Origin of the sequence: Pseudoalteromonas sp. AOP7-A1-14 (assembly GCF_052376275.1) — a bacterium.
Lineage (GTDB): Bacteria > Pseudomonadota > Gammaproteobacteria > Enterobacterales > Alteromonadaceae > Pseudoalteromonas.
Window position 1 is genome coordinate 1 of record NZ_JBQSVO010000106.1, and the last position, 12,715, is coordinate 12,715.

Here is a 12,715-nt window from a genome sequence, read left to right on the forward strand (position 1 = left end):
TTTACTAGGCAGTTAAAAAGCAATAATGAAAAACACCTTGCACCTAAGAGCGCTATTTCATACTATTACGCCGAGTTACCAAATGGTAACCCTGCGGAGGGATGGCTGAGTGGCTGAAGGCGCACGCCTGGAAAGTGTGTTTAGGTTTATCCCTAACGAGGGTTCGAATCCCTCTCCCTCCGCCATTATTTTTCCTTTTAGTATTTAGTAACGCTTTTTAGTTGCGTTTAACTGTGTATCAAATTCATCAGGAAATAATATAGTACCGTCGTCGTCTTCGGTAGGGAATACGGCGATAAGTAAATCATCTTGTTCAAGACCTCTGGTCCAGCGACTTTGCCAGTCTTTTACTGGAATTGCCTTAGCAGTACAATTTTCCCATTCATCGGTTGCCCATGCTTCGGCATAAATGCGCTCAGGCCAAACAGGCACGCAGTCGTCGTCTTCATTTACCAGCATAACGCAGCCGTCGTCATCATTTAAAATCCACACTTGCTTATATTCTTGTACGGTTTCAAACATAAAAGCGAGTCGTTTTTTTGCTCCTAGCGATAAAATAGCATCATCATTTTTTTTAATTGCAGTCGTCATAATTGGCTCACTCTTTACTATTTAATTAGTTCCTTAATAGTATATCGAGTTATATGACACTATGTTGAAAGTTTTGCATTTAATTTTATACCTAGTATAGCAAAATTATTATTTTGACAAATAAATTGAGCGATCATTCAAAATAGAGCTTGAATATTTACCAAGGTGACTATATCTAACAGTTATACAAAATAAAGGATCGATTATGATGACTACTGATTTACTCGCACCGTTTAAATTAAACAACAGTATTGAGCTACAAAATCGCGTATTAATGGCGCCATTAACACGCTGTATGGCAGATGATAATTTAGTACCAACTCAAGCTATGGTTGAGTATTATGCACGCCGTGCAGATGCGGGATTAATTATTAGTGAAGCGACAATCATTCGCCCAGACGCACAAGGTTACCCTAATGTACCGGGATTATTTAGTGATGAACAAGTTCAAGGTTGGAAAAAAGTCACCGATGCGGTACATGCAAATGGCGGTAAAATGTTTGCTCAACTTTGGCATGTCGGCCGCGTTGCACATCCGCATTTTTTTGACGGGGAAGTGCTCGCACCTTCTGCAATTGGTATTGAAGGCTCAGTTCCAAGAATGCGTGAACTCACATATCAAACGCCTAAAGCTGCCACTACTGAAGATATCAAAGGGTTAGTCGCTGATTACGTAAAAGCAGCAGAGAACGCGATTGAGGCAGGCTTCGATGGTATTGAAATTCATGGCGCGAATGGTTACTTGCTTGACCAATTTTTACATTTTGCGTCTAATCAACGTGGTGATGAATACGGGCAAACTCCTGAAAATATGTCGCGTTTTCCCCTTGAAGTAGTTGATGCAGTGATAGCTGCAATCGGCGCTGAAAAAACGGGCCTACGTTTATCTCCAGGGGCTTATTTTAATATGGATGAAGACAACCGTGATAAAGCTGTATTTGATTACCTTTTAAGTGAGTTAAATACACGCGAGTTAGCGTATATTCATGGTGGTATTTTTGACGATAGCATGCGCTTTGAAAGCCTAGAAAATCAAACTATTTCTGAGTATTTACGTACTAACTACACGGGAACTTTAGTGGGGGTGGGTAGCTATGATTTTGACAGTGCCAAACAAGCTATTAGTAACAACAAGTTTGATTTAATTGCCATAGGCCGTGCCTTTATTGCTAATCCTGATTACATAGAGAAACTAAAGCAGGGACAAGAGCTTACCGCCTATAGCGATGAAATGCTTGCTGAACTGGTGTAGCTATTACTGAACGCATATTGATTTACTAACTATAAAGGGCTTGTAGTAAAACAAGCCTTTTTATTTAGCTATAAATGAAAATGGCAAGCATGTTGATATAAAAATTATTGCTGTGATAGATTTGAAGTTTTAATAAAACAACAGTTAAAAGGTAATATATTTTTCATAGATAGCTTGTAGCCTGCCATTTTCTGCAAGTTATCGAGTGCTTATGAAATCTCTGAGACAATTTTATTAGGTACGTTAGACGAAGCGCTGCGTAATGACTAAAACGACGAAATGGAGTAGGCAAACATCCACCTGCTTTAGGTAAACTAACTGCTTAATATTTCCATACAAGTCTAAATCATAATAATCAAACCGTCCGCAAACTCACCTTTCAAGCGCATCTAAAATTGTTAGGCCTGATGAATCTATAATTAAGCAGTCGTCCATTTTGGTAGGTAATTGACTATATTGGAATCTGCGATGGGTAATACACTGCTTTAACTACTAAGTTTTTGATATTCAATCGCGTACATTATTTTTACGGATAAGCCTTGCATCTAACCTGTGCTTGGATTTTGATAAAGCTATGAGCTTGTTCTGGTGTATTTTACTCTATCAAGGAGTGGTTTATAAATAAACATTTCAAGGGGGGAATAGTATAAAGTAGGCTAAAAAAAATAATTGCTAACTTTCTGCATAAACTACCTTTGTAATTAAAGTACAATAACCATAAGAAATATTTTATAAAAACTCAATCAGTAATTTCATCTACAGTTTAGATCTAAGCAACATAAATTACCTGTCGCTCATTATTAAAATATCTTACACTAGGTCAACTAGTTAGTTTCAAGCAAGGACTGTGTTAAATGCTGAATATCATCCAATCTAACCGTATGGAAACACTGCAAGCGCAGTTCCATAAGCTTTTAATGGTTGACCCGCTACAAAGCCTGTTTGATAAAGAAGTAGTGCTGGTGCAATCGCCTGGTATGTCGCAGTGGTTAAAAATTGGTTTGAGCGAACAACTTGGTATCGCCGCACAAGTAGATTTTCCATTGCCATCAAGCTTTATTTGGCAGTTATATCAGCAGCTATTACCTAATGTGCCTAAAGAGTCCGCATTTAATAAACCTAACCTTGCATGGAAACTCTTTGCTATTTTGCCTGATTGCATTGACGAGCCCTTATATTTGCCGCTTAAAAGCTATTTAGCAGGCGATATTGACGGCCAAAAAACCTTTGCCTTATGTGAAAAAATAGCCGACGTGTACGATCAGTACTTGATGTATCGCCCGCATTGGATAGAAACATGGGATAGCGGTAAAGATGAGCTTGATGATGTCGATATTGCGGTTTCGCCTTGGCAACCGGATTTATGGCGGCGCATTGTTGCGTTAAGTGTCGAGCTTGGGCAAAGCCAATTCCACCGCGCCAATATGCAAGGAAAATTAATTGCCGCTCTTGAAAACATGGACGAAAGCCAATTACCTAAGCGTATTAGTCTGTTTGGTATATCAGCTATTGCAAGTTCCCAGCTTGAAATATTTAATGCACTGAGTAAAAAAACACAGGTGTTCTTATTCTTTTTTAACCCCAGCGAGCATTATTGGGGTGATGTAGTTGATGAAAAAACCGCTGCAAAAATTAAAGCAAAATATGCCAAGACGCCATTACTTGATGCCTGCGAAAATAGCCAAAATAATCCCGATGATGAATACTATTTTATTGGTAACCCACTGTTATCATCATGGGGGAAATTAGGGCGTGATTATTTTGAGCAACTAGTACAACTTGATGCCCGTTGGATTGATGGCTTTACAGCAAGCTTTGATGATTCATTACTTGGCAAAATACAAAGCGAAATTTATCAGTTGGCCTTTAAAGGCGAATCACTTACTTTAGATAAAGAGTGGTTTATTAACGACGAAGGCAAGTTGCCAGTAAAGCAAAATGATAGCAGTATCATGCTTAGCGATTGCTATACGCCGCTCAGAGAAGTTGAACGCTTGCATGATTACTTACTTAATTTATTTCATCAAAATCCAGCGCTTACCCCAAAAGATATTATTGTTATGATGCCCGATGTAGGCACATATAGCCCGTATATCGAGGCCGTTTTTGGTGGGGCACAAGGTAAGCGTCATATCCCATATGCGTTGGCTGATTTAGCTATTGAGCAAGAAAAGCCCGTACTTAGTTCGTTTGCAAGTTTAGCTAATTTGCCGTTTTCACGTTTTGGTGTCTCGGATATTTTAGATTTACTACAGGTCACTCAAATTGCCGAAAAATTCAGTCTTGAGTCCCATGAATACGAGCAAATTCAATATTGGCTTGAGCGAGTAGGCGTTAAGTGGGGCATAGATGCTGAGCATAAAAGTAGCTTCGACTTACCCACTATTGACTTAAATACGTGGAAGCATGGGTTAAATCGTTTACTTTTAGGGATTGCTCAGCGCGATGAGCAAAATCCATTTAATGGCATTTACAGTGCGGATGAAGTTGAAGGGATGGCTCTTGATACCCTTAATAAACTAGTGCACTTTATTGATGTACTGCAAACGTTTAAAGAGCGCCTAACTCCCGATGACACACTAACAAATAAAGCCGATATTCTTGATGAGCTGTTGGCGGCTATATACGAAAGTGATAGCGATGATAGTTGGGATCTGTTGGTGCTTAAAAAAGTACTCGATGATGTTAATAAACACCATCAAAACGGTGATTATACTCAAGTTGTATCACAACGTATTGTTAGTTACTTAATCAAACAAGGTATTCAAGAAAATGGCGTAGGCCAGCGCTTTTTGGTCGGCCAAGTTAATTTTTGTACTTTAATGCCAATGCGCGCTGTGCCATTTAAAGTGGTATGTATGCTGGGCCTTAACGATGCTGATTATCCTCGTACTGTACAGCCGATAGGCTTTGACTTAGTGCCGTATTCGAAAAAGCAAAAAGGTGATAGATCACGAAAACTTGATGATCACTACCTGTTTTTGGAAGCGTTACTCAGTGCCCGCGAAAATTTGTACATGAGTTACATTGGTCGTTCGTGTTTTGACAACCAACCGCGTATGCCATCAACGCTTGTCAGTGAATTACTAGAATATATTGGCCGCAGTTTTTCATTAGTTGAAAAAGATGAGCAAAGTGCACAAAAATTACCTGACTGTTTGATTAGCAAGCAGTATTTGCAGCCGTTTAATAGCCATTATTATCTACCAACAGAGCAGTCAGAAGACCAAACAGCATTTAATGAACACAGCTATAATCCCGTTTGGCTGCCTGCAGAAGCAATAGCGCCACAATCACTCACTAAACTTGCTGTAATAATGCCAGAAAGCTTAGATTTAGATGTATTTATTCGTAGTGTTTGTAATCCACAAGAGAGTTTTTATCAACAAACATTAGGTCTGCGCTTACCTGAATTTAATGACATAACCAAAGATGAAGAACCCTTTAGTGTAGATGCACTAAAGCGTTACTTTTATTTAGATGAAATACTCGAAGCTACTATTTTAGAAAAACCACTTAGCCGGGAGCAAATATTGCAACGAGGTGAGCTGCCCCAAGCGCACGTTGGCGATTTAATTTTTGAAAGCATGGAACATCGTGTTGATGCACTCGCAGGCCAAGTAAAAGAGCAAATTAAGCAAAGCAAAAATGAACCCGCAGAGGTGAGCTTACTCCTTAAAAGTGACGGCGTAGATGCAGAACCCCAAAGTATGAAAATTGAAGGATGGTTAAATCATCTTTACTTACAAAAACAGTCACAGCAAAAACAAGTGTTTTACCGAAGTGCCAGTATTAAAGCGAAAGACTTGATTAAAGGCTTTATCTACCATTTAAGTGCGCAAGTTATGGAGCACAGTGTAGAAACATTAATTCTCGGCCTTGATCAAAAAATAGTGTTTGCCCCAATAGATAAAAACCAAGCTGAGGCACTGTTAAATCAGTGGTTTAGTTTATATGTTGCGCTTAGGCAATCGCCAGTAGCGTTTTTTCCGGTAAGTGGGTATGAATACGTAAAAACCGGTGGCGACATCACAAAAGCAATCAATAAATTTAGCCCACAATATATTGGCCGCGGCGAGGGCGAAAATCCGTACATTCGCTTAACCACGCAATCACTATTAGATTGCCAAGAAGAATTTACAGTGTGGAGCAATAAGTTGCTCGCCCCGTTAGCTGCTAACGCAAAGGAGAGTGACTATGCAAGCGCTTGATCCACTTACAATGCCACTGACTGGGCAAAGTTTGATAGAAGCTAGTGCAGGCACAGGTAAAACCTATACTATTACCGGTTTATATTTACGTTATTTATTAGGAATGCAAATAGCGGATGAACCAGGCTCAGAGCTAAATAAGCCTTTAAGTGTAGAGCAAATATTGGTAGTGACCTTTACCGATGCCGCCACCCAAGAAATTAAAGATCGCGTACGCACACGTATTATCGCCGCCCGTGACGGTTTATTAGGCCTTGAAACAAAAGATCAGCTAATTAACGATATTATAAGCACGATTGACGACAAACATCGTGCCTTTGACTTACTCGATGCTGCTGCAAAATCAATGGACGAAGCGGCTATTTTTACTATTCACGGTTTTTGTCAGCGCATGCTAAAACAGCATGCGTTTGAATCAGGAGTGGCGTTTAATTTAGAATTTATTTTAGATGAGCGAGAAATACTACTCGAGACCATAAAAGATTTTTGGCGCACTTTTGTATACCCGCTAAATAAAGAAAAAACCGATGCCATACTCGACGTTTTTCAAGCCCCGGAAGCGTTATTTAGTAAAGTGTTTAGCTTACTGAATAAAGGCAACGCAAAAGTTACTCCGCAAATTAATTTAGAAGATGTATGGCAAGCCCGTGAGCAATACATTGCAAAAGTACCCGGTTTTAAAAAAAGCTGTTTAGAAAGCGAATTTGTTGCAGCGGTTAAAGCCTCTGGGCTCAGTGGTTCGAAGACTCCTGCGCGTAAAGGAAGCTTAAAAGCGCTTGAAGAGTTCTGTTTAAGTGACGAGCTGTTTTTTCAGTTTGGTACCAATAAATATTCATTCGAAGTGTGGAGTACTGAAAGCCTAAGTGATGCGGGTAACTATAAAAAAAACCAGCCATTATTTACTCATGCACTACAAAGCCAATTTGATGAACTTGCAGCGCTTAGCAACACTATAAATCAAGGGCTCGCTATAGCAATAGTACAACATGCAGCTACGTGGGTTAAAAAAGCTATTGCAAAACGCAAGCAAGAACAAAGCGTGATCACTCCGGATGACTTATTGAGTAACTTACATAATGCACTGACCAGTGAGCAGGGCGAAACACTTGCACAAAAAATAGCGCACTTATTCCCCGTTGCCATGATTGACGAATTCCAAGATACCGATCCAACCCAATACGGTATTTTTAGTAAGATTTATACGCAAGCACATACTACTCTTTCCATGATTGGGGACCCTAAACAAGCTATTTATGGTTTTAGGGGCGCAGATATTTTTACTTACATAGGCGCAAAACATGCTGTTGAGCAAAGCCAGCAATTTACCTTGGACACCAATTTTCGCTCAAGTACTGATATAGTTGAAAGTGTTAACCAATTATTTGCTAAGCATGATAACAGCTTTATATATAACGATGTCATTCCTTTTAACCAAGTTAAGGCCAAAGGTAAGGAAGCGGATGAATCATTTTTGATAAATGGTAAGCCGGCCAAGGCCTTTGAGTTTTGTGTATTTACAGATACCGAGGCTGATGATAAAAACAAACCAACCAAAAAAGGGATTAGCCAGCAGCATTTAGCCGCCCACTTTACTAATAAAATAGTAGCGTTGCTTGTACAGGCGTCAGAGGGACGCGCGTGTATAGGCAGTGAGCCCGTAACCGCTGCTGATATTTGTATTTTGGTGCGTGATCGGGGTGAAGCGCAGGTTATCAAAAAAGCACTCAGTGATGCTAAAATTGCCAGTGTGTATTTATCTCGCGACAGTGTATTTAGCCAAGAGTTGAGCCATCATTTACTGAACTTTTTAACAGCATTACATGGCCAATATAACGAATCATTACTGCGCGGGGTACTTGCTGGCCCATTATTTTGTTTAAGTTATAACGACATTTATGCGCTTGCAGATGATGAAGCAAAATGGCAAGTACACCTTAACTTTTTTGCTTACTTAAGCTCAGTCTGGCACAAGCAAGGTGCCATGGCGATGCTTGAATATTTATTAAGCCACAATAAATTAAGCGCTAAATGGCAAGGTTTAGGCTATAACGTAGAGCGCTGGCTTACAGATTTACGACATCTCAGTGAAATACTCCAGCAAAAACAAATTGAGCTTGAGGGCACACAACGGTTATTACGTTGGTTTGCACAAAAAGTGAGTCAACAAGACGGTGAAGCTGTCCAAGTACGCCTTGAAAGTGATGCTAACTTAGTACGAATTGTTACCATGCATGCATCAAAAGGGCTTGAGTTTCCGTTAGTGTTTATGCCATTTGCTAGTGGGTATCGTGAAACCAAAGAGGCCTTGTATCATAAAGACGGGCAGCTTATTTATGATTTAAGTAAAAGTGACGATGCACTGCAAAAAGCCGAGCAAGAACGTCTAGCTGAAGATTTACGTTTATTGTACGTGGCACTAACACGCGCTATTCATTACTGCGCCATTGGTATGTACAACATAGGGCAAGGGCAAAGTAGTCGTTTAGCTATTCAAAGCAGCTCGCTTGGACATGTATTATTTGCAAACCTTGATATAACCAGTAGCGTAATTTGGCGTAATCATTTAAAAGAGTTTTGTCAGCAAAACTCAGCGATGGAATATAGCGAATTTACTAAGGATGAGTTAGTCGAGCAGGAGCCATTACAACTTTTACCAGCGCAAAATACAGAGCAAAAGCTTAGTGTTAATAGTGTAACCGTTGAGATAGAAAAAGATTGGCGCGCAACCAGTTTTAGTGCCTTGAGCTTTAAAAAACAGTCTGATCACATACAACCAGGACGTACTGATGAAGATCACAACAAAGATGAATTTGCCGCCAAGCAAGATAATAGTCAATCCCCGTATAGTTTCCCCAAAGGAGCAAAACCAGGTAGTTGTTTACACGAAATTTTTGAGCAAATTGATTTTACTAATCCAGAGCAACACTTAACTGAGCAGCCTCAAGGTAGTAATGAGAATAACTTAGCTGAGGTGATTAAAAAAAGTTTAAAAAAGTATCACATAGACGAGCAGTGGCAAGAGACCACTGAACAATGGATACTCAGCGCCTTAGAGTGCCCTTTTGATAACACTGGCTTGAGCTTAAGCGTATTACCCCCAAGTGACTGTTTAGTTGAGATGGAATTTAATTTACCACTGCAAAGCTTAAATGCTAAACAGTTAAACTCAGTACTAATTAAACACTTTGGTTTTAATCAAAGCAATCTTGATTTTTTTGATGTACAAGGACTACTTAAAGGATTTGTAGATTTAATATTTTACTACCAAGGTAAATATTATATTTTGGATTATAAATCCAATTACTTAGGCAACAAGCCTAGTGATTACGAGCAAGACTCACTCGAGCAAGCTATGACTAGCCATCAGTATCATTTGCAGTATCTAATATACACAGTTGCGCTAAATCGCTTGTTAAAACAACGTATTAAAAATTACAGTATAGAGCAACATTTAGGTGGCATTTACTACACCTTTTTGCGGGGGATGGGTGATGGCAAAGGTATTTACTTTAAAAAGCTCAGCAGCGAGCAAGTTGAGATTTTAGATGGGTTATTTACTAAAGCGACAATGAGCGAAGGAGAGCCATCATGAGCAACGGGCCTACAATAAACACAACGCCTACAGTAGGCGAAACATCGACAATAAATACTGAACTAAATCGAACAGTAAAAAAAGTCCCGTTGCTTGACTATTTACTTAATGAAAATCGCCTACGTATGGTGGATATAAAGTTGGCTGATTTACTCTGTCAACAAAATAAAAACACCGATAAAAGTGATGTTTACAATATTATTTTATTACTGTGCCTCGCAGGGCAAAGCCAACATAGTTGTTTAAACCTAGACGAGGTAAACTGGATAAACCCGTTTAATTTACGCCAATCTGACTTTACAAAGGCTGATGGCACAGTGCCAGATAAGCTCAGCCCATTTATTGAAGACTTTGACACCCAGTGTGCCATTAACTGCTTACAAGCACACCCAAGTGTTGGCGAACAGCAGCCTTTACAACTATTTGGAAGCCGCCTCTATTTTTCCCGTCTTGCCGGGTATGAGCAAACTCTGGCATCGCGACTATTAGTTATGAGTGAGCGAAAAATAACGATAGACAATACCAAGCTCAGTGATTTATTAGATTATTATTTTCCTGCCTGCAAAGCACCTAAAAAGGGTCTTGATTGGCAAAAAGTCGCCTGCGCTATGGCTGCCACAAAAGGTTTTAGTGTGATCACCGGTGGTCCCGGCACCGGTAAAACCACCACCGTCACGAAGCTGCTTGCTATTTTGCAATCACTTTATCAAAGTGCGCCGCTCAGTATTAAGCTGGTAGCTCCTACAGGAAAAGCGGCAGCAAGATTAAGTGAGTCTATATTAGGCGCAAAAGCGCAATTAAAAGCATCTATTCCAGTTGAGGTAGAGCCATTAATTCCTCAAAGTGCAGAAACTATTCATCGTTTATTGGGGGTTAAACCCTTTACCAATAAGTTTAAACATAACAGTGGCAACCTACTGCATTTAGATATATTGATTATCGACGAAGCCTCCATGGTTGATTTATCACTGATGGCAAAGCTAATAGAAGCACTGCCAGCTCACGCGAGGCTAATACTACTTGGTGATAAAGACCAACTTGCTTCGGTAGATACCGGTAGTGTTATGAGTGATTTATGCCAAGGTTTAATGTTTGGTGAAACGCCCAGTTATTCAAAAGCACGCTGCGATGAACTAAATCAGCTTTGCTTTAACGGCGAACAAAAACTCGAAGTAAAACCAAGTAAATTTAAACTTGCCGATTGCATCGCGTTTTTACAACATAGCTATCGGTTTACCGCAGAAAGTGGCATCGGCCAACTAGCATTGGCTGTTAATACTAATCATAGAGGCAAACTAAATTTTGTAGAGCAAGAGGTAAATAGCGGCGTATTTAACGACGTGATTCTTGATTTCGACCTAGTGACTAAACCGGTTGAAAAATTAGTGCAAAATGCAGCTAGCCATTATGCAAAGTATCTAAATCTAATTAAGCAACATGCAACAACTGCAGAGGTTCATAAAGCCTTTGCTAAGTATCAATTACTTGCTGCAGTGCGCGAGGGTGATTACGGCGTAAATAGCCTAAATCAGCGAATTGAAAAACAACTGCACAACCAAGGGCTTATCAATACCACTGCAAATCCACTGCACTATTTAGGCATGCCGATCATGATTGCACAAAACGATTATCAACTTAAGCTCTTTAATGGCGATATTGGTATTTTAATGCATGATGAAAACAAGAAACTTAAAGCGATATTTATAGATGAGCAAGGTAATGAACGTGCTTTTTCACCAGCCAGAATGCCACCCCACGATAAAGTGTATGTAATGACTATACACAAATCACAAGGCTCTGAATTCGCTTATACTGCGATGGTATTGCCACCGGCAAACCAGGCAACTGCTGGCATAAACCGCCAAATAGTCTACACCGGCATCACCCGTGCAAAAAATACCTTCGAGCTGGTAGCCGACAAAAACGTGCTACTAACGGCAATGAATAGATCGGTAAGTAGAGCGTCAGGGTTGTACGAGCGGTTAAAATGAGGCATGCAAACTAGGAGTTAAAAATATTAGTTCCTAGTTTGTTTTATTATGTGAAAAGAAGGCTTCAGTCATATTTTAAAGTTAATAACCCTGCGTGGTTTTGTGAAGGTGCTATTGTTAGTTGTTTTGGGGCGTAATAACAGGGCTAAGTAATTACCAATTTTTTAGCTTTTAAGCGAAGAGCAAAAAAGTAACTTTGCTCTTTATACTCATCATTTTATTATTTCCTTTGTATTATTCTCACAATGCTCTAATTACGCACGGTTCTTTTTCTAAATACATTAGGACGCCAGCCGAAGTGCAGGGCGCCGAGTCTGAGGAATACTGTAACTAAAAATGAGCCAATAATGCACCACAAATATGACACCTCTAATAAGAATAAAGTAGCGTAAGTGATACCACCGCAAAAACAGGCGGTAGAGTAGAGCTCTTCACGCATGACTAGAGGCATTTCGCGGCAGATTACATCGCGCATTAAACCGCCAAATATACCGGTGGTCATGCCCATAGTGATAGCAACTATCATGGTTGTGCCTTCAATTAATGCTTTTTCAATGCCGACTATATTAAAAATGGCCATGCCGATGGCATCAACGAGTAGCATGTAATAGCTTGATACATCAGGCAAATAGCGTATAAACATGACTGCGACAAATATCGCGCTATAAGTGGCATATAAATAGTTTGGCTCTGAAATCCAAAATACCGGCTGGTTTAGCAGTACATCGCGCAACGTGCCACCACCAAGAGCGGTTACTGATCCTACGACAACAATACCAAAACCACCGATATCTTTATCATGACCAAGCAAAGTTCCTGATATTGCAAAAAAAGCAACACCAATTAAGCTTAACAATTCAAAATATTCTGTTGTCATATAGGCCTTCCTGCTGGCGTGTTAGTGCTTGGGACATATTAAGCGTAAAGAGTAACGTATTTAGAGTTTATTATTACTGAATATAGCCAGAAAATAAAATAAGACCATCTATTTAGACTCGATATGGATACAGACAGTTAGATAAATTAGACATAATTGGAAGTAAAAATACTACATATAAATCACTCGATTCTAAAAGCG

The 12,715-nt window shown here is 39.6% G+C and carries 6 protein-coding genes and 1 tRNA gene; 5 read left to right on the top strand and 2 right to left on the bottom strand.

Annotated features, from left to right (window positions below):
• The first annotated feature begins 95 nt into the window (after positions 1 to 95).
• Positions 96 to 185: transfer RNA gene (locus ACT3RM_RS14330), tRNA-Ser, on the top strand.
• Between the two features lie 19 nt (positions 186 to 204).
• Here the strand turns inward: ACT3RM_RS14330 and ACT3RM_RS14335 are convergent.
• Complete coding sequence (locus ACT3RM_RS14335; RefSeq protein ID WP_441835866.1) at positions 205 to 591, bottom strand: DUF2750 domain-containing protein; 387 nt, start codon at positions 589 to 591, stop codon at positions 205 to 207.
• Positions 592 to 799: 208 nt separating this feature from the next.
• Between ACT3RM_RS14335 and ACT3RM_RS14340 the strand changes: the two genes are divergently transcribed.
• The 4 genes from ACT3RM_RS14340 to recD all read left to right on the top strand — a co-directional run bounded on the left by ACT3RM_RS14340 (position 800) and on the right by recD (position 11,637).
• A complete protein-coding gene (locus tag ACT3RM_RS14340; protein ID WP_441835867.1) occupies positions 800 to 1,843 on the top strand; it encodes an alkene reductase in 1,044 nt (347 codons plus the stop codon).
• 854 nt (positions 1,844 to 2,697) lie between these two features.
• Positions 2,698 to 6,054, top strand: a complete 3,357-nt coding sequence (recC, locus tag ACT3RM_RS14345; RefSeq protein ID WP_441835865.1) for an exodeoxyribonuclease V subunit gamma — start codon at positions 2,698 to 2,700, stop codon at positions 6,052 to 6,054.
• On the top strand, positions 6,041 to 9,646 hold the full coding sequence (gene recB, locus ACT3RM_RS14350; RefSeq protein ID WP_441835864.1) for an exodeoxyribonuclease V subunit beta: 3,606 nt from the start codon (positions 6,041 to 6,043) through the stop codon (positions 9,644 to 9,646). The genes recC and recB overlap by 14 nt, the downstream gene beginning before the upstream one ends.
• A complete protein-coding gene (recD, locus tag ACT3RM_RS14355; protein ID WP_441835863.1) occupies positions 9,643 to 11,637 on the top strand; it encodes an exodeoxyribonuclease V subunit alpha in 1,995 nt (664 codons plus the stop codon). The genes recB and recD overlap by 4 nt, the downstream gene beginning before the upstream one ends.
• 250 nt (positions 11,638 to 11,887) lie before the next feature.
• Here recD and ACT3RM_RS14360 read toward each other — a convergent pair whose 3' ends face one another.
• Positions 11,888 to 12,514, bottom strand: a complete 627-nt coding sequence (locus tag ACT3RM_RS14360; protein WP_441835862.1) for a trimeric intracellular cation channel family protein — start codon at positions 12,512 to 12,514, stop codon at positions 11,888 to 11,890.
• Between the last annotated feature and the right edge of the window lie 201 nt (positions 12,515 to 12,715).

What these genes read in the sequence shown, in the direction of transcription:
- ACT3RM_RS14335 (WP_441835866.1), bottom strand. Translation starts at nt 591, where the DNA reads ATGACGACTGCAATTAAAAAAAATGATGATGCTATTTTATCGCTAGGA.
- ACT3RM_RS14340 (WP_441835867.1), top strand. Translation starts at nt 800, where the DNA reads ATGACTACTGATTTACTCGCACCGTTTAAATTAAACAACAGTATTGAG.
- recC (WP_441835865.1), top strand. Translation starts at nt 2,698, where the DNA reads ATGCTGAATATCATCCAATCTAACCGTATGGAAACACTGCAAGCGCAG.
- recB (WP_441835864.1), top strand. Translation starts at nt 6,041, where the DNA reads ATGCAAGCGCTTGATCCACTTACAATGCCACTGACTGGGCAAAGTTTG.
- recD (WP_441835863.1), top strand. Translation starts at nt 9,643, where the DNA reads ATGAGCAACGGGCCTACAATAAACACAACGCCTACAGTAGGCGAAACA.
- ACT3RM_RS14360 (WP_441835862.1), bottom strand. Translation starts at nt 12,514, where the DNA reads ATGACAACAGAATATTTTGAATTGTTAAGCTTAATTGGTGTTGCTTTT.